Here is a 19,084-nt window from a genome sequence, read left to right as displayed (position 1 = left end):
TGGGGAAACTACAGCCGGACCGAAATCGGGTCGAGCCCGGACCTGCGCGCTGGCAGGATGCCGGGGTGGACGAGATCATCCGCGCCGCGGGCGCGCTGCTGGGCCAGCCCCTCCGGGACCCTGTCGATCTCGGCGGCAGCTCGCGGAGTACCGTACTGCGCTGCCGGACGGCCACCGGCGGCAGCGTGATCGTCAAGGCGTTCGCCGACGAGCCCGAGGCACGGCGCGCCTACACCGGTGAGACGGCCGGGCTCTCACTCGGCCTGGCCGGACCGGAGTTGCTCGCCGCGGACGTCGAGCGGCGGCTGCTGGTGATGGCGGACCTGGGGGACGCGCCCACCCTGGCGGACCTGTTGCTGGGCACCGATCCGAAGGCCGCCGAGCGCGGCCTGCTGGAGTGGGCACGCGGACTGGGCCGGCTCGCGGCCTCTTCGCTGCCGCGACGCGCCGAGTTCGCGGCTCTCTGGCAGCAGCACACCCAGGGCCTGCCGAGCTGGGAGGACGAGCCGTGGCAGCTGCAGAACGCCGACGCCTTCCTCGACCTGCTCACCGAGTGCGGCCTGACCGCCCCGCCCGGGCTCGCCGAGGAGCTCACCGCGGTCGGCACCGCCGGCGGCGAGCGGTACCCCGGCTTCACCCCCGGGGACACCTGCCCCGACAACAACCTGATCACCGCGGATGGCCTGCGGCTGATCGACTTCGAGGCGGCCGGCTACCAGTCGGTCTTCCTGACCGCCGCCTACTGCCGGATGCCGTTCTCCAGCTGCTGGTGCGTCCACCGGCTGCCGGCCGACCTGGCCCGGCGGATCGAGGAGGCCTACCGGTCCCAGGTGGTGACGCAGTATCCGGAACTGGCCGAAGAGACGCACTGGCAGGCCGGGATGGCACAGGCGGTGGTGGTCTGGACGGTCGACTCGACGGTGCACCTGCTGCGCCGCTCGCTGCCCGAGGACGGGTGGACGCACCGCACCCGGCGGCCGGTGCCCACCCGCCGCCAGGTGCTGCGGCACCGCTGGACGAGCGCGCTCGAACTGCCCGGATATCCGGCCTTCACCGCCACCATGCGGCTGCTGCTCTCCGAGATCGCCGCGGGGTGGGACGTGCCCGAGCTGCCCGGCTACCCGGCGTTCCGGGACCGCTCGGAGCCTGCCCTCCCCCCGCGCGGCCCGGCGCAGTAGAAAGGAGGCATGGGAAGACAGTTGGGCTTGGTGCTCTACGTGCTGGCGATGGTCGGCCTGATCGTCGGGGTGGACTTCGCGTTCTTCCGGGACCACTTCTGGCCCCGGCTGCTGGTGAACGTCGGCATCGTGCTGGTGTTCCTCGCGTGCTACCTGCGCTTCCTCAAACACTCATGAGCCGGAATCGCCCGACTCCGTGACGGGCAGGCATTCGGCCAGCAGGGCGAGCATGTCGCGCCAGGCGCGGTCGGCCTGACGGGGGTGGTGGCCGACGCCGGGCAGCACGACGGCGTTGACGGTGGGGTGGTGGAAGGCGTGCTGGGCGCCGCCGTAGACGGTCAGACGCCAGTCGACGCCCGCCTCCTGCATCTCGGCGGTGAAGGCCTCGCGCCGGTCGGCGGACATGATCGGGTCCTCCGATCCGACACCCGCCCAGACCGGGCAGGGGATGTTCGCGGACTCGCCGGGGCGGCCGGTGGTGACGGCGTTGAGCGTGCCGATGGCGCGCAACGGGATTCCGGCGCGGCCGAGCTCGAGGGCGATGGCGCCGCCGGTGCCGTAGCCGATGGCGGCGATCCGCTCGGGGTCGGTGCGCGGTTCGGCGAGCAGCACGTCGAGCCCCGCCCGGCCGATCTCCCGCATCCGCTCGGGGTCGGCGAGCAACGGGAGGGCGCGGGCCAGCATCTCCTGCGGGTCGGCGAACCAGCGTCCGCCGTTGATGTCGAACAGCAGTGCCACGTAGCCGAGTTCGGCGAGCGCGTCGGCCAGGCCGCGTTGGAAGTCGCTCAGGCCGGGGCCTTCGGGGCCGATCAGCACCGCGGGCCGGCGGCCGGTGCCGGCGGGCAGCGCGAGGTGGCCGACCATGGTCAGGCCGTCGGCGGGGTAGCGGACTGTGCGAGTGGTGACCGTCGTCATGCGATCGGACTGTACGGACCGTCGGGCCCGCTCGGTACGGTCTTAGCTGCGGGCAGAGCGGAAGGGGCGAGCGGGATGCGGTTGCGCAATGTCGAGGCGGGGGATGCCGAGGCGTACGTCCGGATGCGGTGCGACCCGGCGATGATGGCCGAGTTGGGCGGGCCGCTGCCGGCCGAGGGCATGGCCGACAAGGTCCGGCTGGATGTGGAGCGGACGGCGGCGGACGACTGGTGGGTCCGGATGATCGTGCCGGACGGCGCCGGGCCCGAAGTGGTCGCCGGGACGGTGACGCTGTGGCCGCACGAGGAGGACGGCGAACGGATCACTGAGATCGGGTGGATGGTGCTGCCGAAGTTCCAGGGCCGCGGGCTGGCCAAGCGGGCGGTCCGCGAGGTGCTCGAAGCGGCCGGGGCGGACGGGCGTTGGGGCCAGGTGCACGCGTTCCCGGGGGCGACGAACGGCGCGTCGAACGCACTCTGCCGCTCGCTCGGGTTCGAGCTCCTCGGGGATCGCGAGGTGGTGTTCGCCGGGCGGGTGCTGCGAACGAACCACTGGGTGATCGAGCCGTAGCCGACTCGTTGGCGGCCCGGCCGCAGGCGGCGGCTTGGTGGGCCGGCCGCGGGCGGCTTGGTGGGCCGGCCGCGGGCGGCGGTTTGGTGGCCCGGCCCCGGCCGCGGGAGACGGGTCGGCCGGGGGCGGGCCGGTCAGTGGGGCCGGGCGGTCAGCGCTCGCGGCGGGTGCGCGGCGGCCGGGGTGTCCGGGCGGGCGGGCGCACGGTGCCGAGCGGGCGGCGCGGGGCGGGGATGGCCGGCGGCTGGGACTTCTGGAACATGCGGGAATCCTCGTTCTCGATCGGCGGCCCACCCGTGGGACGGGGCGGGTCGGGTCCGATCAGCATGCGGCACCCGCTCGGCCGCATCCGGACGGCGCAACGGGAAGCCACCCGAACGGGCCAGAGCAGCCCGCGTGTCGGGCCCGGCGGGCACTGTGTCAGCATCGTGGCGACAGGCCGCTCCCGGGTCAGGACGTCGGCGGCCGGATCGGAGAGGGACTGTGGGAATCGTCGTCGCCCCCAAGCCGCTGCTGCTCCAGGACGGGCGGCCGGCCGCGGCCGGCTGGTCGCTGGATCCGTCGTTGCGGCATCTCAACCATGGTTCGTTCGGGGCGGTTCCGCTGGCCGCGCAGCGCGCGCAGCAGGACCTGCGGGACGAAATGGAGCGCGCCCCGGTGGTGTGGTTCCCGGCGCTCCCCCGGCGGGTCGCCAAGGCGCGTGCCGTGATCGCCGAATTCCTGGGCGCCCCGGCCGAGTTCACCGCCCTGGTGCCGAACGCCAGTGCGGGCGCGAGCGCGGTGTACAACAGCCTGCCGCACCGGCCGGGCGGGGAGGTGCTGGTCACCGACCACGGGTACGGGGCGGTCACCATGGGCGCGGCCCGGCTGGCCCGGCGCTGGGGCGGCTCGGTGCGAACGGTGCACGTGCCGTTGGCGGCGGGGCCGGAGGAGGCCGCGGCGGCGGTGCTGGCGGGGATCGGCGACCGGACGGCGCTGATCGTGCTGGACCAGATCACCTCCGCCACCGCGCGCCGTCTCCCGATCGACCTGATCGGCCCGGCCGCCCGTGAGCGCGGCATCCCGCTGCTGGTGGACGCCGCGCACGTCCCCGGCCTGCTGGAGGATCCGCGGGCGGGCCTGGACTGCGATGCGTGGGTCGGCAACCTGCACAAGTTCGGCTGCGCGCCGCGCGGCACGGCCGCGCTCGTCGCTCGGGGCGAACTCCGGCACGCGCTCTACCCGTTGATCGACTCCTGGGGTGCGGAGGAGCCCTTCCCGGAGCGCTTCGACACCCAGGGCACGGTGGACGCGACGAGCTATCTCGCCGCGCCGACCGCGCTCGACTTCGTTGCGGAGCATTGGGGTTGGCCGCAAGCTCGCGACTACATGACCGAACTCGCCGACTACGCCCAGCAGTTGATCGGCGATGCGTTCACCGCCGCCACCGGGGAGTCGGCCGCGGCGGAGGTCGGCATGCCGGTCAACGCGCTGCGGCTGGTCAAGCTGCCCGCCGGGATGGGGCGGACCCGGCTGGAGGCGGACGGCCTCCGCGACCGGCTGGCAACGGAGTTCGGGGTCGAGGCGGCGTTCACCAGCTTCGGCGGGACGGGCTACTTCCGGCTCTCCACGCACGTGTACAACACCGCCGCGGACTACGAGTACTTCGCCGAAGAGTGCGTCCCGGTGCTGTGCACCTGGGCCGCGAAGCACCGCCAGTAGGCCCGACCGGACCCGCGCGGAGTGCGCAGCGCGGGTCCACCGACCGTTGCTAGGCGGGGAGTTCGTAGTCCAGGTGGATCCGGTGGGTGCCGTCCTCGTCGATGACGATGCCGCCGGTGCCGGTGATGCCCGCCAGCCCGGCGGTGCCGCTGCCGGGGACGATCACGAAGTACTCGCCCTCGCGGCCCGCGCCCAGCGTGGTGGCGGAGTGCGCGAAGTTGAACGTCCCTTCGGCGTGGTGCAGTTGGCCCGCGAAGGACTCCATGGCGAGGTACGTCCCGATGCCGGCCGCGTGGTCGAACGCCGAGGTGAACAGCGTGCTGGAGCGGCCCTCGATCTCACCCCGGAACTCCTTGCGCATGGTGGCGACACCGACGCCGACGGCGGTCTTGATGTCGCCCTCCGGGACGGGCGCGGGGGTGAACTCGGGGACGGTGAAGGTTCCTGATGCTCGCATGGATGCGATGTTAGGACCCGCCACCGACAGTGCCGCTCCCTGCGGTATCCACTGCCCAGGCCGGGTACTCGACGATCTCGGGACGACGCCGGCGACGGGCCACCATGCCGAGGATCGCGGCCGCCACCAGGACCAGCAGGCCGAGCAGGCCCGCCGCGCCGACGGCCGCCATGGCGCGGACGGTGCCGGGCTGGTCGCGGGATTCGACCGTGGCGAGCGGGACGGGGCCCCACGTCCGGGAGTCGATCGAGTTCGACCGGGCGTCGCCCATCACGAACATTCGGCCGTCGGGGACAGTGGTGTCGAAGCAGCGGTAACCGTTGATGCCCCCGCGGTAACCGTTGACGTCCTCGCCCCGCAGGTACGGCTCATCGAGCGGTGCGCCGTTCAACTGCACGGGCTGGTCGCCGCATTGGGAGATGTGGTCGCCGCCGAGGGCAACCACCCGCTTCGGGACGGCGACGGCCGGCGAACCGGGTTCAATGGCGTAGCGGAGGACCACCACGTCCCCGCGCCTGACCTGCTCGGGCTTGACGGCCGTCACCACCACGACCTGGCCGGGCTGGTAGGTGGGCTTCATCGCCCCGGAGCTGATCACGACCCGCCGGGGCCCGAGGTGGATCCCGTACCCGACCGCGCCGGTCGCCAGCAGCGCGCCCAGGATCCCCAGGATCAGCGCCACCTTGCCGAGCTTGCCCCATCCCCGCTTTTACGCACCCGCCGCTGTGCCGAACCTGCCGAACGCCCGGGCGGATTCGTCCGGGCGTTCGGGAGTGTAGCGGGCGGGATCAGCCCACTGCGCACCCCGGCAAGTCCGAGGCACCGGCCCGGGAGGCCGAGGGACCTCGGTTAGTGTGCGTCCATGTCACAACACCACCTGGATCCCGGGCCGTTGACGGAATCTCGTCCTACGCGGACGCCGGTCGCGGCGGCCGACGTCGATCAGGCCGTCCGACTCGCGCTCGCAACCCTGACGGACGCGCTCACCGCGGACTGGCGGACCACAGCCTTCGGGCTGGAGTGGGACTGCTGGGAGACCCTGGAGCACCTGGCGGACGGGCTGTTCGCCTACGCGGCCCAACTCGCGCCCGCCCGGCCCCCGTTGGACGATTACGTGCCGCTGCGCTGGCAGCGCGACCGTCCGGAAGGACCAGCGAGCGTGATCTTCGTGGACCGCGCCGTCGGCCCCACGGGCCTGTTGCAGGCGCTGGACGCCGGCGGTGGGCTGCTGGCGGCCATGGTCCGGACAGCGGCTCCGCAGGTCCGCGCGTTCCACTCCTACGGGGTGTCGGACCCGGAGGGTTTCGCGGCGATGGGTGTGGTGGAGACCCTGGTGCACACCCACGACGTGGCCGCCGCCCTCGGCCTGCCCTGGCACCCGCCCGCCGACCTGTGCGACCGCGCACTGGCCCGGCTGTTCCCCGAAGCACCCGCCGACACCGACCGGTGGCCCACCCTGCTCTGGTCCACCGGCCGCGCCGACCTGCCCGGGCGCGGCCGCCGCACCTTCGAGCGCTGGCACAGCGAGCCACTGTGAGGCGGTACCGGCGCGGCGCACCGCGACCGCTTCAACCGGCCGCGGCAGTCTCCGTGTCCAGCCAGGCCAGGTAACCGGGCGCCCCGGCGGTGATCGGCACGGCAATCGCCTCCGGGGTGTCGTACGGGTGCAACTCGCCGATCCGGTCGATGAGTTGCTGGGCGAGCGGGGCCCTGGTCTTGAGGTCGATGCGCCACTCGGTGGCGTCCTGGAGCTCGCCGTCCCACCAGTACACGGAGCGGATGGCGTGGACCTGGGCGCAGGCGGCGAGGCGTTCGCGGACCAGGGTGGTGGCGAGGGCGCGGGCGGTGTCCTCGTCCTCGTGGGTGGTGGTGACCACCAGGTGCTGGGGCTCGGTCATGGGCCGAGCCTACGGGGGCGGGAGGGAGGCACTGGGTTGCTTCGGGTGGTGGCTTCGGCGGCCGGTGTCTCCGGCCGTGACGCGCCATGGCGGCTCGGGCACCCCGCGCTCGGGCCGCCATGGCGCTTGACGGTCGACGGCCGCACTCCCGGTTTTCCCCTCCCGGGAGTGCGGGCCGCGCCGCCGCTTCGGTTGGCTGTCAGCCACCTGGGGCGGCTGTCGCCGCTGACCGCCCCTCGTGGGGGTGGGCGCGGTCAGCGGCGGGTCCAGAGGGCGGGGACGTTCGGGGGCTCCCAGCCGGCGAAGGCGGTGTGCGCCTGGATACAGACGTACGTGACGCCGTTGTAGGTGACCTGGTCGCCGACCTTGTAGCTGGCACCGGCCTGCCAGGTGGTGGTCCCGCCCGGGGAGGAACTCGGGCTCGGGCTGGGCGAGTTGCCGGTCGGGCTGCTGCTCGGCCTGGGCGTCCCGTTGACGTTGAGCACGAAGTCGAAGCTGGCCTGGCGCCCGTTGCCCACCTGCTGGACCGTCATCACCAGCGCCGGATCGAAGATGCTGTCGGTGGCGTTGCGCGGCTCGTTCGGGAAGTACAGCTGCGTGGTGAGGATCGGCTGCCCGGGGGCCTGCACCTTGACGTGGATGTGCCGGGTGCGGCCGGGGTAGAGGCCGGGGACGATCGTGGTCAGCGTGTACGCGCCGTTGGCGTCGCTGAACTGGTGGCCGCGGAAGGTGTACCCGCTGTTGTCGTAGGTGCCGTTGGTGTCGGCCTGCCAGAAGTCCAGCAGCGCGCCGGAAATGGGGGCGCAGTTGCGGCCGAACACGTAGCCACTGACGGTCAGCGGGACCCCGGGGGTGCCGGAGGTGACCAGGTTGGTGCGCAGCGGGGAGCCCGGCTTGAAGTAGGGACCCTCGATCTGCTCGCCGGTGGGCGCGTCGCCGTCGTGGCAGTTGGGGGTGAGCGGGGCCGTTCCGCCGGCGGCGGCGGTGTCGCGGGCCAGGGCGGTTCCGCCACCGATCAGCACCGGCACGGCGCCCGCGAGGGCGGCTGCCTTGAGCAGGCTCTTGCGGCTGATCTGACGGTCGCCAAGGGGGTTGTGGGGGGTGGACATGGCTCTCCGTTCGGCTGCTTCGTCGGACGCCGCCCGCGCGGATCCCCCTGGGAGGGACATGACACCTGGAGAGGTCGGGTGTCCCCGCGCGGCGACGCTGTGGGGTGCCACAGACGCTAGGCCCTGCCGGGCGGGCCGTCGATGGACGGGGGCCGCCGGACGTGGTGCATTCCTCAGCCGAGCTTTACCCATCGTTGACGGTGCACGCCGGTTGTGTTGACGGTGCGCGCCGATCATGCGGACCGCTCGCGGAACTCCCCCGGCGTACGGCCGACTTCACGCCGGAAGAAGCGACAGAAGTACGCCGGATCGGAGAATCCGGCCGCCATGGCGACCTGACGGACCGTCATGTCCGTGGTGGCGAGCAGCCGTTTGGCCTCCAGGGTCTGCTGCTCGCGGATCAGCCGGGCCGGGGTGCGGCCGGTGGATTCCTTCACCACCTCGTGCAAGTACCCTGCGGAGACGCCCAGTTCACGGGCCAGCGCGAGCACCGAGCGGTCCGCCCGGTCCGACTCCGCGATCAGCCGGGCGAACCGGTCCATCAGCGGATGCACCGGCGCCCGCGGCACCAACGCCCCGTCCACACCCTCGCGTTGCCGCGCCACTCGCAGTGCCCGCACCAGCAGGACGTGCAGCAGCGCCTGCAGCACCCCCAGTCCACCGTCCAGACCGGCCCGGTACTCCGCGCTCAACTCGGCCAGCAGCCGGGAGAGTTCGCCGTGCCCCTGGCGGGTGGGCCGGGACGCGGTGGCACCGGCCAGCGACCGCAGCAGGGCCAGGTCCTCCGGGTGCCGGTGCAGGAAGTCCTCGTTGAACAGCAGTACCCAGCCGTCGAGTTGCCGCGCCCGCACCCAGTGGTGCACCTGCCCCGGCAGCACCACGTACAGCACCGGCGGCTCGATCCGGTACTCCGTGAGATCGACGATGTGCGTCCCGCTCCCCTTGGTCACGTAGACCAGTTCGTAGAACGAGTGCCGGTGCGGGAAGTCCGCCTTGGAGAGCGGCCCGATGGAGTCGAAACTACCGGCGGCGAACGGCAGCAACCCGGGATCGGGCACGTCCAGGTCGTGCAGTTCCAGGCCGGCGGGCGGTCGGAGCGTCATCGCGCCAGTGTGCGCGGACTCCCCTCGAACCGTCCAGTGGTCCAGACCATCGCAGCCGGCGGCGCCTTCCGTCGCCGGGTGCCGGCCCCCGGTGACAGGTAGGGAAAAGTCGACCATCAACTCTCGACCTGGCCCCGCTGACGCCTCCCGGTCCGCCGACTGAAATGGACGGGTGACCACTCCTCCGCGCCAACTTCGCTGGAACCGCCGCTGGTTGTGGCCCGCCGGCTGGCTGCTCTGCGCGGCCTGGGCCGCCGCCTTCCCGCTGGTCTCCCCACTCGGCCCGCACCGCGACTGGGGCACCGTCGCGGCCGTCGGCTACCTGCTGGCCGCCGTCCTCGTCCTGCCGCCCCGGCGCGACTTCCGTCTGCCCTCCGCTCTGCTGGCACTCGGAGTCTCCGGGCTGCTCCCCCTGCTGCTGGCCGTCCGCTCGGGCGAGGGCCAGAGCGAAGTCACGGTGATCGGCCGGGCCGGCACGGAGCTGCTGGCCCACGGCTCGCCGTACCTCGAGTCCCCCGCCTCCGTCCTGGACCTGACCCCCTACCTGCCTGCCATGGCCGCCTTCGGCCTGCCGCGAGGGCTGCTCGGCGCGGGTGCCGCGCTCGGCGACCCGCGGCTGTGGTGCGCGGTGGCGTTCCTGGCAACGGCGGGGGGCGCGTGGCAGGTGCTGCGCCGGGGACGGCCGCTCCTCGGCACTCAACTTCTCGCCGCCCGGCGTCCGTTGGTGCCGATGCCGGGATCAGCGACGGCGGGGGGCGCGTGGCAGGCGCTGCGACGGGGGCGGACGCTCCTCGGCACTCAACTTTCCGCCGCCCGGCGTCCGTTGGTGCCGACGGCGGGATCAGCGACGGCGGGGGGCGCGTCGCAGGCGCTTCGCCGGGGACGGACGCTCCTCGGCACTCAACTTCTCGCCGCCCGGCGTCCGTTGGTGCCGATGGCGGGATCAGCTGGTGGCCGGATCGTGGGGCTGTCCGCCCTGCGGCGGCTCGGCCGAGCTCCCTTCGCACCGGGTAGCTCGACCGGGGGCGGGTCGCCTGCCTCTCAACCTCCCCACGCTCGGACGTCGTTGGCGCCTGGCGCGGTCGCATTGGCGGCCTCGCCCGTGGTGGCGTTGCCGCTGGCGGTGAGCGGGGTCGATCTGCCGATGACCGGCCTGCTCTGCCTGGCGCTCGCCCTCGCGTCGCGCCGGCACGCGGGTGGTGCCGGGCTCGCCTTGGCGCTGGCGTGTGCGATGAAGTGGACGGCCTGGCCGGCCGTTCCGGTGGCCGTCGCCCTGCTCGGGGCCGTGGCCGGACGACGAGCCGCCCGGCGCTGCGCCGGTGTCGCGGTGACGGTCGCCACCGCACTGGTGGCGCCGTGGCTGGTGCTGGCGCCCGGCCCGATGGTGCGCCAGGTGTTCGAGTTCCCGCTCGGCCTCGGCGACTGGCGCACCCCCGCCGCGAGCCCCCTGCCGGGACGCCTGCTCGCCCAACTCGGCGCTGGCGGCTGGTGGCTGGCACTCGCCCTGCTCCTGCTCGGCGGGGGCGCGGTGGCCGTGTCCCTGGTCCGCCGCCCGCCCACCACGGCGGTGGCCGCCGCCGACCGCCTGGCGGTCGGGCTGTCCGTGGCGTTCCTGCTCGCACCGGCCGGACGCTTCGGGTACCTGGCGCTGCCACTGTTCCTGGCCGTCTTCACCCGCCTCGCCTGCGGCCGACCGTCCGGCGGTGGCACGTCAACTCCCGTCCCGCAGAACGCAGTCCGCCGGCCGGCGCCGCTCGCGACCAACTCCTCGCCGACCGCCGAAGCTCGCCCCACCTCCCGCGAACCGGTGGCCGCCGGCCGCCACTCCTGACCACCGCCCCTGCCCTCCACCCCTCTCAACTCTCCTGCGAGGCACCCATGCCCACCACCCTGATCGTCACCAACGACTTCCCACCCAGGCAGGGCGGCATCGAGACCTTCGTCCACGCGATGGCCGTCCGGGTGCCGAACCACGACGTGGTCGTCTACACCTCGGCCGAGCCGGGCGCGGAGGCGTACGACGCGACCTTGCCGTTCCCGGTGGTTCGGGATCGGTCGCGGATGCTGCTGCCCACGGGGCGGGTCTCGCGGCGGGCGGTGGAGATCGCGCGGGCGCACGGGTGTGACCGGGTGTGGTTCGGGGCGGCGGCCCCGCTCGCCGCGATGGCGCCGGCGTTGCGGCGCGGCGGTGTGGAACGGCTGGTGGCCACCACGCACGGGCACGAGATCTGGTGGGCCCGGACGCCCGGGGCCCGGAGCCTGTTGCGGCGGATCGGCACGCACTGCGACGTCGTCACGTACCTCGGCGAGTACACCCGGCGGCGGATCGGCCCCGCGCTGGGACCGAAGGCGACGCTCGAGCGGCTGGTCCCGGGCGTCGATCCGACGCTGTTCCGCCCCTCACCCACCGCGCGCCGGACGATACGCGAGCAACTCGGCCTCTGGGATGCCCCGGTGGTGCTGTGCGTGGCCCGGCTGGTACCCCGCAAGGGGCAGGACATGCTGATCCGCGCCCTTCCGCTGATCCGCCGCCGTGTTCCGGGCACCACGCTCCTCCTGGTCGGCCAGGGCCCGGACGAGACCCGCCTGCGCGGCCTGGCCGAACGTCACGCCCCGGGCGCGGTGGTCTTCGCGGGCGGCCACCGCCACGCCGACACCGCCCGGTTCTACGCGGCCGCCGACGTCTTCGCGATGCCGTGCCGAACCCGCCGCGCGGGCCTGGAGGCGGAGGGTCTCGGCATCGTCTTCCTGGAGGCCTCCGCCACCGAACTCCCGGTCGTGGCCGGACACTCGGGCGGCGCCCCGGACGCCGTCCTCCCCCACCGCACCGGCCTCGTCGTGGACGGCCGAGACATCTCCACCATCGCCGACGCCATCGCCTCCTACCTCGAAGACCCGTCCCACGCCCGCGAGTTCGGCCGCGCCGGCCGCAACTGGGTCCAGCAGGCATGGTCCTGGGACGCTTCCGCCGCCCACCTGAACGCCCTCCTCGCCGGTGAAGCGACGGCCCGTCAGCCGGAGATGCCCGGCGCGAAGCAGCCGCCTGGCATGTGAGGTGGAACCGGAACACCACCTCCAGGTGTGAAGAGCCTCCGAGCCCCTTGGCCGCGTCCACCGCGAACCGGCTGCCGTCGAGCCGGATCACCGACCGCGTCCCGCCCCAGCGATGTCGGGTGATTTCCTGACAGGAGCGGGATGTTCCGGTAGATGTGTGTGCGTGAATGACTCCACGCCCGAGGACGGCGAGCCAACTTCCTTCGCTGCGAAGGCAAAGAACCTGTACGGGAAGCACAGAGGGAAGATCCTCGCCGCCGGTGCCGCCCTGGGGGTCGCGGCCCTGACCATCATTGTCGCGGTCGCCAAGCAGGCAGAGGAACAGAACGCCACCGAAGACGCCGAAGACGCCGAGGACGCCGGGTGGGTCGCCGACCCCGCAGCTGTGAACGAGCCACGGACATCCCCCGTCAAGCACTCGGTAGCGGGGCACACGAGGACCCTTGCTGACGGACGCGTTGTCCCCGTTACGGGCTACGAGCGGGGCGGCTCCTCAGATGACGGCGACGAGGATCCCGGCGTCGCCGCAGCCTGAGCGCGGTCGGCCTCGCCCGTTCCGCGCCCGGGTCGCCGCCGCAGCCGGATGCGTCAAGCAGTGTCGGCTCCTTCGCGGTCGCGGTAGGCGAGGACGGCGAGGACGCGGCGGTTGCCCTCGGTGGGGTCGAGGTCGAGTTTCATGAAGATGTTGCCGGCGTGTTTGACCACGGAGGCTTCGGTGACGGTGAGGCGCTGGGCGATGGTCTGGTTGTTGAACCCCTCGGCCATCAGCGCGAGGACTTCGTGTTCGCGCGGGGTGAGGCGGCGCAGCGGGTCGTCGGCGGTGCGGTGGGCGAGCAGGATGCGGACGACCTCGGGGTCGATGACGGTCCGGCCGGCGGCGACGCGTTCGAGCGCGTCGGTGAAGTCGGCGACGTCCATGACGCGGTCCTTGAGCAGGTAGCCGAGGCCGCCCTGGTCCGCTGTGGCGGCGCCGAGCAGGCGGGTCGCGTAGGCGGTGGCGACGTACTGGGAGAGCACCAGGACGGGGAGACCGGGGTGGCGTTCGCGCAGGTGGAGCGCGGCGCGCAGGCCCTCGTCGCGGTGTTCGGGGGGCATCCGCACGTCGGTGACGACGATGTCGGGGCGGTCCTCGTCGACGGCCCGGATCAGCTGTTCGCCGTCGCCGACGGAGGCGATGACGTGGTGGCCGAGCCGGGTGAGGAGTTCGACGAGGCCGGCCCGGAGCAGGACGGCGTCCTCGGCGATCACGATCCGGAGCACGGCACCTCCAGGCGCAGGCGGGTCGGCCCTCCGGTGGGGCTGGTCACGGTCAGGCGTCCTTTCAGGATGGCCACCCGGTCGGCGAGGCCCTGCAGGCCGGCGCCGGCGGCGGGGTCGGCGCCGCCGCGGCCGTTGTCGGTGACGGACAGCACCAGGATGTCACCGTCCAGCGTGCCGTGGACGGCGATCTCGTCGGCGTCACTGTGCTTGGCGGCGTTGGTGAGCGCCTCGGTGACGATGAAGTACGCGGCACTCTCCACCGGTCCGGGCAGCCGGCGCGGCAGGTCGAGATCGATCAGCACGGGCACCGGGTGGCGCAGCGCCAACTCGGCGACGGCGGCCGGGAGTCCGTGATCGGTGAGCACCTGCGGGTGGATGCCGCGGACCAGGGTGCGGAGCTGGTCGAGCGCGAGGCGCGCCTCGCCGCGGGCCCGGGTGACGAGTGCGGCGGCGGGGATGTCCTGGCCGCGCAGTTCGAGTTCGGCCAGGCCCAACGTCATGCCGAGGGCGACGAGTTGCTGCTGCGCTCCGTCGTGCAGGTCTCGCTCGATGCGGCGCCGCTCGGCCTCGAACGCGTCCGCCAACCGGGCCCGGGAGCGGGTGAGTTCGACCACCTGCGCCCCGAGGTCCTCGTCGCGGAGGCCCAACAGCAGCCGGGCGAGCCTGACTTGCGCACCGGCCACCAGCGCACCGCTGTACGCCGCGACCACCAGCCCGAGCAGCCCGACGGCGCTGGCCGCGAGCCCGTCCACCGGCCCCGAGACCGCCCGTCCGGGCAGCAGCATCACGGTGTCCGGGCTCACCGCCCAGATGAACAACGGCGCGGCCAGCAGGAGCAGACTGAACCCGATCCCCGCCGCGAAGACCAGCCCGACAGCGGTGAAGACCGTCGACTGCACTGCGGCGTACCCGAGTTCACGCCAGGTCGCCCGCTCGCGCAGCCGGGTGCGAAGCCAACGCCGCGCCACCGTCCGGTGCGGATCGGCGAGTTGAGCCGGCTCGACCAGCCGCAGCCGTCGGCGTTCCACCGCCCCGACCGGCACCCCGAGAACGGCCGTCCCGGCCAGAACCAGCAGCCCGACCCCGACCACCGACAGCGCGACCCCCACCACCACCCCAACGGCCAGCACCAGCAGCACCAGCACACCCTGCACCGCACCGCTCACCAACAACGCCCAGACCCGCCACGGCCACCCGGACACCAAGAACCCCAGGGGCCGCCGCCGCACCGCCGCCCACACCGCGACGTCCATCCGCGCGCCTCCCCTTGCCGTTCGCACCCGACTCTACCCAGCCGGACCAGGCACGACGGCAACCGGACCGCCGGGCCCGTCAGTCCTCGCGCTCCAGGGCTTCCTTCACCAACTCCGCAGGCACCGAACGCATCGTCCACCCCGTGATTCCCGCCACCCGGGTGACCGCCCGGTCGAGCCACTCCGGGTCGCCGAGGCGGTGGGCCTCGCCGGCGGCGACCGTTGAGGCCATCAACTCGGCGGCCAGCAGCACCTCTTCGCTCTTGTAGTGCTCCGGATGCCGGTTGAAGGTCAGCCTGCGGCTCTCGTCCGGGTCGCGGAGGGTCAGGAAGAGATGGCCGATACCGGGCCGCTTCGACGGCCACGGGTAGTCGAACCCACCATCGGCCGCGTCGCCGCCTCCTCGCGCGAAGCGCCCGACCTGGATGCGGATCCCGGACGTCACCCGGGACCAGTCGATCAACTCACCCTCGGCGTCACCGACGTGCAGCACCATGCCGTCCGCCCGCAGTTCCACCCAGCGGCCGCCCAGCAGCGTGGAATCCCCCACGGCCCAGCGTCCGTCGAGATTTTCCAGCGGCCCGTAGTGCTTTCGTTCGTCCCCCATACCCCTTATTCGATCACGGGCAGCCACCAGCCCGTGACCCGGTCCGCAACGTCGAGCAAACTCCTCGGACCCGACCGGGGCCGAGGACCGGCAGGACGATCCCACCTGGTGATCGGTAAGATCGGCAGGTCGGAGGGGGCATGACGTTGCAGGTTCTGTACAGCGGGAAGACCAGAGAGCTCGAACTCTCCGGGACGCGTCAAGGGCTCCTGGCGCTCGGGCAGTTGCTGCGGGGGAAGACCGGAAGCTGCGATCTCTCGGAAAACCGGGACCCCTCTCCCTACGAGCGGTCGCTGTCCGGGATCGCGTTCCGGGAGGATCCGGAGCGCGACACCGTTTCGATCGTCACGGACGGCCAGATCCTGCGGATCGAGGGAGGACGGGAAGCTCTCGACCTCCTCACCGACAACATCGAGGGCTTCGCCGCCGAGGCGGATGCAAGCCATCATTGGCACGCCGAATCCTCGACCTGCGACTACATCGCGCCGGAGTCGGACCCGCTGGTGGTTGCGTTCCTGAGCTGAGCCGGTCGAGCCCGGCTCAGCAACGGGACACGGCCGATCTCGAACGCGGGGCCGGCCGGACGGCGAGGATGTCCGGGGTGCCGATGACGGTCCGCAGCACCCACTCCTCGATCAGGAAAGCGAACCGGTGGTCGCCCGTGTGCAGCACCTCCTGCCGCTCCATGCGGACGGCGACAGCTTCGTCGACATCGTCGGGAGTGCTGCGCAACGAGACGATCGTGCTCAGCACTTCGCGTGTGTAGGCCGCTGTCTGGAGAAGGCCGGGGATGACCCACGACTGGTACATCCGGAACCGTCGCGTGCGCCCGAACAGTGGGCGTACGGACTCCTGAGCCCGTTTGAGGCCGGCGCGCTCCAGGCGTCGCCACTCGACGTACATTCCCTCGATGTTCCGGGCCGTCGCGACGAGGTCGGCGGCCTGGTGCGGGACGCCGCAGATGGCGGTCCAGGTGCGCAGTCGGCCTCGGAGGGCATCACCCGGCCGCTCTGGATCTTGGAACATTTGGATTCGTGCCACCCAGCAGCTTCGGCCAGCGCCCGTGCGCTGGAGTCCGGAGTCTCGCCGGATGTCGCGCAGACGCTGGCCGAGGGCCTGCTTGGCTTGCTGAACGCTGGACGACGCGGACACGGTCAGCGCAGCCGGAAGTCCTCGTGCGGGACCGCCCGTTCCCAGACGGCCTCGAAGGCGGAGGCGCAGAGCTTCACGGTCTGCGGATCAGTGATGAGGTCCTCGTCCACGAAGTCGCCGTCACCGCTGAAGTGGTGAACCAGGAGGAGTTGTCCGTCGATCAGCCAGAAGTCGTTCCCGGAAGTGCCAGGCCGGTCGCCTGCCGACGGGGAAGCCACCTGACCTGTTCGCCGGCGGCGAGGTTCCGGAACGTGATCTCGTGCTCGAACCGGATGTACTCACTCACCGGTTCCGAGACGACCCGCGCGCGCAGCACCTCAACGCCGCGGTTCGTTGTCTCCTCGATGAGCTGCAACCAGGGGCTCCACCACGACGGGCGGTCGGCAGGATCGTCGCGCTGTCCGCCGAGCCAGCGGAGGAACAGGGGGTCGTCCCGCATGTATCCGTCGCGCATCTCCAGGTGGAGAGCCGAGCGGGTACAGGTCCGCAGCAGATCCTCAAGCGATGGGACTGCTGCCACCGTTCACCTCCGGGAAGAACTGCATCATGCGCCTGGGACCGCGCAACTCACCACCGCACCATGAACGTGCTCGGACTTGCTCCCGTTAGCCACACCTTGGTGTTGGCCGGCGAGCTCAGACGATCAGCAGCTCGCCGCAGGATTCGGTGAGGCTGACGCGGGCGTCCGCCGGGATTTCGTGGTCGGTGATGAAGCAGTCGAGGTCGGTGAGGGCGGCGAAGCTGCTGAGGCCGACGATGCCCCATTTGGTGTGGTCGGCGACCGCGACGGTGCGGTGGGCGGAGGCGATGAGGGCGCGGTTGGTCTGGGCCTCGGCGAGGTTGGGGGTGGTGAGGCCGGCGTGTTCGCTGACTCCGTGGGCGCCGATGATGAGGAGGTCGACGTGCAGGGAGCGGATGGCCTGGTCGGCGAGGGGGCCGACGAGTGCGGCGGAGCGGGTGGGGGCGCCGCCGGTGAGGAGGAGGTCGGGGCCGTCCTCGGCGGTGTGGGTGCGGAGGAGTTCGGCAACGGGGAGGGAGTTGGTGACGACGGTGAGGCCGGGGATGTCGAGCAGGCGGGTGGCGACGGCGTAGGTGGTGGTGCCGGCCGAGAGGGCGACCACGCTGCCGGGCTGGACCTGGGCGGCGGCGGCTTCGGCGAGTGCGGCCTTGGTGTCGGTCTCCAGGCCGGACTTGGCTTCGAAGGCCGGTTCCTCGGCGGTGGCGGTGCGGGCGACGGCTCCGCCGTAGACCTTGCGGACGGCGCCGGTGCGGGCGAGGGCGTCGAGGTCGCGGCGGACGGTCATGTCGGAGACGCCGAGCCGGTCGACGAGTTCGGCGACCTTGACGGCTCCGTCCCGGCGTACCTGGTCCAGGATCAGCGCTCGTCGCTGGGCGGCGAGCAGTACGCCGTCGGTCACTTGGTCCTCCGCCGGGGTGTTGGGGAGCCGCCAGCATAGTCGACGGGTTGGACGCTGTTCGGGTCTGGTGCTGTGTGTTTGAATGTGTTGACTGTCTCACCAGACCCGCGATTGCCCGCTGGAGTTGCCCGATGACCACCGACGCCGCCGAAGCCTTCGCCGCCGCCTACGGTGACGCCCCCGACGGCGTGTGGGCCGCGCCCGGCCGGATCAATGTGATCGGTGAACACACTGACTACAACGAGGGGTTCGTGCTGCCGGCAGCGCTCCCGCACACCACCCGGGTCGCGGCCCGCCGCCGCACCGACGGCCGGATCCGGCTGACCAGCGTGCAGGGCGACGGGAAGGTCACCGAGCTGGACCTCGAGGGCCTCGCGCCGGGCGCGGTGCCGGGCTGGGCGGCGTACCCGGCGGGCGTGTTCTGGGCGCTGGCGCAGGCCGGTCACCCGGTGGGCGGCGCGGACCTGGCGTTCACCTCGGACGTGCCGACCGGCGCGGGCCTGTCCTCCTCGGCGGCGCTGGAGTGCGCCACCGCGATCGCCCTGGACGAGCTGTTCGGTCTCGGCCTGGACGCCCCGATCCGGGCGCTGCTCGCCCAGCGCGCCGAGAACGACTTCGTGGGTGTGCCGTGCGGCGCGCTCGACCAGATGGCGTCCAGCTGCTGCGTCGCCGGTCACGCGTTCTTCCTGGACACCCGGACGCTTACCGGCCGCCAGGTGCCGCTCGACCTGCCCGCCGTCGGCCTGTCGCTGCTGGTGATCGACACCCGGGTCAAGCACGACCTGGGCGACGGCGCGTACGCCGCCCTGCGGGCGGGCTGCGAGCGGGCGGCCGGAATGCTGGGCGTGCGGGCGCTGCGCGACATCGGCATCGCGGAGCTGGCGGCGGCCGAGGAGAAGCTGCCCGCCGAACTGCGGCCGCTGGTGCGGCACGTGGTGACGGAGGACCAGCGGGTGCTGGACACCATCCGGCTGCTGGACGCGGGCGAGCCGCGGGCGCTCGGCCCGGTGCTGACCGCGGGGCACGCCTCGCTGCGCGACGACTACCGGGTGTCCTGCCCGGAGACCGACCTGGCGGTGTCCGCCGCGAACGCGGCCGGCGCGCTGGGTGCCCGGATGATGGGCGGCGGCTTCGGCGGTTCGGTGCTGGCCCTGGTCGACACCGACCGGCTGGGCGCCGTCGAACAGGCCGTACGCGCCGCGTTCGCCGGGGCCGGGTTCGTCGACCCGTACGTGTTCCCGGCGGTCCCGTCGCAGGGCGCCCACCGCGTCAAGTAGGAAACAGAGAGAAGCACGAAGCCCCGCCCGGGAACTTGGTGGTTTCTAGGGGTCGTTGCAACACGTGGTCGGTTGTTTAGGCTGCGATGAGTTTATGCAGGCGCTCGGCTGGGGTTTCCCAGCCGAGCGTTT

Annotated in this window: 21 protein-coding genes and 1 pseudogene; 10 read left to right on the top strand and 12 right to left on the bottom strand. The window is 72.6% G+C overall.

Annotated elements, in window-relative coordinates; translation table 11 throughout:
• The first annotated feature begins 65 nt into the window (after window positions 1-65).
• Complete coding sequence (locus tag ACIHEI_RS30165; protein WP_396608928.1) at window positions 66-1,178, top strand: hypothetical protein; 1,113 nt, start codon at window positions 66-68, stop codon at window positions 1,176-1,178.
• A 9-nt stretch (window positions 1,179-1,187) separates the two neighbouring features.
• A complete protein-coding gene (locus ACIHEI_RS30160) occupies window positions 1,188-1,355 on the top strand; it encodes a hypothetical protein (RefSeq protein WP_392944903.1) in 168 nt (55 codons plus the stop codon).
• On the opposite strand, the gene ACIHEI_RS30155 is transcribed toward ACIHEI_RS30160, so the two are convergent.
• On the bottom strand, window positions 1,350-2,093 hold the full coding sequence (locus tag ACIHEI_RS30155) for a dienelactone hydrolase family protein (RefSeq protein ID WP_396608927.1): 744 nt from the start codon (window positions 2,091-2,093) through the stop codon (window positions 1,350-1,352). The genes ACIHEI_RS30160 and ACIHEI_RS30155 overlap by 6 nt on opposite strands.
• 75 nt (window positions 2,094-2,168) lie before the next feature.
• Here ACIHEI_RS30155 and ACIHEI_RS30150 point away from each other — a divergent pair, with 75 nt between their 5' ends.
• Both ACIHEI_RS30150 and ACIHEI_RS30145 read left to right on the top strand, forming a co-directional pair.
• Window positions 2,169-2,663, top strand: coding sequence for a GNAT family N-acetyltransferase (locus ACIHEI_RS30150; protein ID WP_396608926.1), 495 nt, complete (start codon window positions 2,169-2,171; stop codon window positions 2,661-2,663).
• A 483-nt stretch (window positions 2,664-3,146) separates the two neighbouring features.
• Window positions 3,147-4,364 (top strand): aminotransferase class V-fold PLP-dependent enzyme, encoded by a 1,218-nt coding sequence (locus ACIHEI_RS30145; RefSeq protein WP_396608925.1) that lies wholly within the window; start codon window positions 3,147-3,149, stop codon window positions 4,362-4,364.
• Between the two features lie 49 nt (window positions 4,365-4,413).
• On the opposite strand, the gene ACIHEI_RS30140 is transcribed toward ACIHEI_RS30145, so the two are convergent.
• Entirely contained in the window at window positions 4,414-4,821 is a 408-nt protein-coding gene (locus tag ACIHEI_RS30140) for a DUF3224 domain-containing protein (protein ID WP_396608924.1), read from the bottom strand.
• Between the two features lie 10 nt (window positions 4,822-4,831).
• Window positions 4,832-5,503, bottom strand: coding sequence for a signal peptidase I (gene lepB, locus ACIHEI_RS30135; protein ID WP_396608923.1), 672 nt, complete (start codon window positions 5,501-5,503; stop codon window positions 4,832-4,834).
• Between the two features lie 210 nt (window positions 5,504-5,713).
• On the opposite strand from lepB, the gene ACIHEI_RS30130 reads away from it, so the two are divergent.
• Complete coding sequence (locus ACIHEI_RS30130; protein ID WP_396608922.1) at window positions 5,714-6,358, top strand: hypothetical protein; 645 nt, start codon at window positions 5,714-5,716, stop codon at window positions 6,356-6,358.
• Window positions 6,359-6,389: 31 nt separating this feature from the next.
• On the opposite strand, the gene cutA is transcribed toward ACIHEI_RS30130, so the two are convergent.
• From cutA to ACIHEI_RS30115, 3 genes are all read right to left on the bottom strand, one after another.
• Complete coding sequence (gene cutA, locus ACIHEI_RS30125; RefSeq protein ID WP_396608921.1) at window positions 6,390-6,719, bottom strand: divalent-cation tolerance protein CutA; 330 nt, start codon at window positions 6,717-6,719, stop codon at window positions 6,390-6,392.
• Window positions 6,720-6,973: 254 nt separating this feature from the next.
• Entirely contained in the window at window positions 6,974-7,828 is an 855-nt protein-coding gene (locus ACIHEI_RS30120; protein ID WP_387635383.1) for a carbohydrate-binding protein, read from the bottom strand.
• A gap of 233 nt (window positions 7,829-8,061) precedes the next feature.
• Complete coding sequence (locus ACIHEI_RS30115; RefSeq protein WP_396608920.1) at window positions 8,062-8,931, bottom strand: helix-turn-helix domain-containing protein; 870 nt, start codon at window positions 8,929-8,931, stop codon at window positions 8,062-8,064.
• Between the two features lie 172 nt (window positions 8,932-9,103).
• On the opposite strand from ACIHEI_RS30115, the gene ACIHEI_RS30110 reads away from it, so the two are divergent.
• The 3 genes from ACIHEI_RS30110 (at window position 9,104) to ACIHEI_RS30100 (ending at window position 12,520) form a co-directional block, all read left to right on the top strand.
• Complete coding sequence (locus ACIHEI_RS30110; protein WP_396608919.1) at window positions 9,104-10,762, top strand: glycosyltransferase 87 family protein; 1,659 nt, start codon at window positions 9,104-9,106, stop codon at window positions 10,760-10,762.
• A 47-nt stretch (window positions 10,763-10,809) separates the two neighbouring features.
• Window positions 10,810-11,985: a glycosyltransferase family 4 protein gene (locus ACIHEI_RS30105; RefSeq protein ID WP_396608918.1), complete on the top strand. Its 1,176-nt coding sequence runs from the start codon at window positions 10,810-10,812 to the stop codon at window positions 11,983-11,985.
• Between the two features lie 163 nt (window positions 11,986-12,148).
• Complete coding sequence (locus ACIHEI_RS30100; protein ID WP_396608917.1) at window positions 12,149-12,520, top strand: hypothetical protein; 372 nt, start codon at window positions 12,149-12,151, stop codon at window positions 12,518-12,520.
• A gap of 53 nt (window positions 12,521-12,573) precedes the next feature.
• Here ACIHEI_RS30100 and ACIHEI_RS30095 read toward each other — a convergent pair whose 3' ends face one another.
• The 3 genes from ACIHEI_RS30095 to ACIHEI_RS30085 form a co-directional block, all read right to left on the bottom strand.
• A complete protein-coding gene (locus tag ACIHEI_RS30095; RefSeq protein WP_396608916.1) occupies window positions 12,574-13,245 on the bottom strand; it encodes a response regulator in 672 nt (223 codons plus the stop codon).
• Window positions 13,230-14,498: a sensor histidine kinase gene (locus tag ACIHEI_RS30090; RefSeq protein WP_396608915.1), complete on the bottom strand. Its 1,269-nt coding sequence runs from the start codon at window positions 14,496-14,498 to the stop codon at window positions 13,230-13,232. Before ACIHEI_RS30090 ends, ACIHEI_RS30095 begins: the two co-directional genes overlap by 16 nt.
• Before the next feature lie 79 nt (window positions 14,499-14,577).
• Window positions 14,578-15,105, bottom strand: coding sequence for a hypothetical protein (locus tag ACIHEI_RS30085; RefSeq protein ID WP_396608914.1), 528 nt, complete (start codon window positions 15,103-15,105; stop codon window positions 14,578-14,580).
• Between the two features lie 140 nt (window positions 15,106-15,245).
• Here ACIHEI_RS30085 and ACIHEI_RS30080 point away from each other — a divergent pair, with 140 nt between their 5' ends.
• The gene (locus ACIHEI_RS30080; RefSeq protein WP_396608913.1) at window positions 15,246-15,629 is read left to right on the top strand and encodes a hypothetical protein; all 384 of its coding nucleotides are present in this window, start codon (window positions 15,246-15,248) and stop codon (window positions 15,627-15,629) included.
• A gap of 16 nt (window positions 15,630-15,645) precedes the next feature.
• Here ACIHEI_RS30080 and ACIHEI_RS30075 read toward each other — a convergent pair whose 3' ends face one another.
• From ACIHEI_RS30075 to ACIHEI_RS30065, 3 genes and pseudogenes are all read right to left on the bottom strand, one after another.
• A complete protein-coding gene (locus ACIHEI_RS30075; RefSeq protein WP_396608912.1) occupies window positions 15,646-16,008 on the bottom strand; it encodes a Scr1 family TA system antitoxin-like transcriptional regulator in 363 nt (120 codons plus the stop codon).
• Between the two features lie 251 nt (window positions 16,009-16,259).
• Window positions 16,260-16,711, bottom strand: a pseudogene (locus ACIHEI_RS30070) (DUF6879 family protein).
• Between the two features lie 181 nt (window positions 16,712-16,892).
• Window positions 16,893-17,675, bottom strand: coding sequence for a DeoR/GlpR family DNA-binding transcription regulator (locus ACIHEI_RS30065; RefSeq protein ID WP_387635410.1), 783 nt, complete (start codon window positions 17,673-17,675; stop codon window positions 16,893-16,895).
• 131 nt (window positions 17,676-17,806) lie between these two features.
• On the opposite strand from ACIHEI_RS30065, the gene galK reads away from it, so the two are divergent.
• Window positions 17,807-18,952 carry a galactokinase gene (galK, locus tag ACIHEI_RS30060; RefSeq protein WP_396608911.1) on the top strand — a complete coding sequence of 382 codons (1,146 nt, stop codon included), beginning with the start codon at window positions 17,807-17,809 and terminating at the stop codon, window positions 18,950-18,952.
• Window positions 18,953-19,084: the final 132 nt, after the last annotated feature.

Source organism: Kitasatospora sp. NPDC051984, assembly GCF_044593455.1.
In the GTDB taxonomy this organism is placed as follows: domain Bacteria; phylum Actinomycetota; class Actinomycetes; order Streptomycetales; family Streptomycetaceae; genus Kitasatospora.
This window is presented reverse-complemented; position numbering and strand designations above follow the sequence as displayed.

What these genes read in the sequence shown, in the direction of transcription:
- ACIHEI_RS30160 (WP_392944903.1), top strand. Translation starts at nt 1,188, where the DNA reads ATGGGAAGACAGTTGGGCTTGGTGCTCTACGTGCTGGCGATGGTCGGC.
- ACIHEI_RS30155 (WP_396608927.1), bottom strand. Translation starts at nt 2,093, where the DNA reads ATGACGACGGTCACCACTCGCACAGTCCGCTACCCCGCCGACGGCCTG.
- ACIHEI_RS30150 (WP_396608926.1), top strand. Translation starts at nt 2,169, where the DNA reads ATGCGGTTGCGCAATGTCGAGGCGGGGGATGCCGAGGCGTACGTCCGG.
- ACIHEI_RS30140 (WP_396608924.1), bottom strand. Translation starts at nt 4,821, where the DNA reads ATGCGAGCATCAGGAACCTTCACCGTCCCCGAGTTCACCCCCGCGCCC.
- cutA (WP_396608921.1), bottom strand. Translation starts at nt 6,719, where the DNA reads ATGACCGAGCCCCAGCACCTGGTGGTCACCACCACCCACGAGGACGAG.
- ACIHEI_RS30120 (WP_387635383.1), bottom strand. Translation starts at nt 7,828, where the DNA reads ATGTCCACCCCCCACAACCCCCTTGGCGACCGTCAGATCAGCCGCAAG.
- ACIHEI_RS30115 (WP_396608920.1), bottom strand. Translation starts at nt 8,931, where the DNA reads ATGACGCTCCGACCGCCCGCCGGCCTGGAACTGCACGACCTGGACGTG.
- ACIHEI_RS30105 (WP_396608918.1), top strand. Translation starts at nt 10,810, where the DNA reads ATGCCCACCACCCTGATCGTCACCAACGACTTCCCACCCAGGCAGGGC.
- ACIHEI_RS30090 (WP_396608915.1), bottom strand. Translation starts at nt 14,498, where the DNA reads ATGGACGTCGCGGTGTGGGCGGCGGTGCGGCGGCGGCCCCTGGGGTTC.
- ACIHEI_RS30085 (WP_396608914.1), bottom strand. Translation starts at nt 15,105, where the DNA reads ATGGGGGACGAACGAAAGCACTACGGGCCGCTGGAAAATCTCGACGGA.
- ACIHEI_RS30080 (WP_396608913.1), top strand. Translation starts at nt 15,246, where the DNA reads ATGACGTTGCAGGTTCTGTACAGCGGGAAGACCAGAGAGCTCGAACTC.
- ACIHEI_RS30075 (WP_396608912.1), bottom strand. Translation starts at nt 16,008, where the DNA reads ATGTACGTCGAGTGGCGACGCCTGGAGCGCGCCGGCCTCAAACGGGCT.
- galK (WP_396608911.1), top strand. Translation starts at nt 17,807, where the DNA reads ATGACCACCGACGCCGCCGAAGCCTTCGCCGCCGCCTACGGTGACGCC.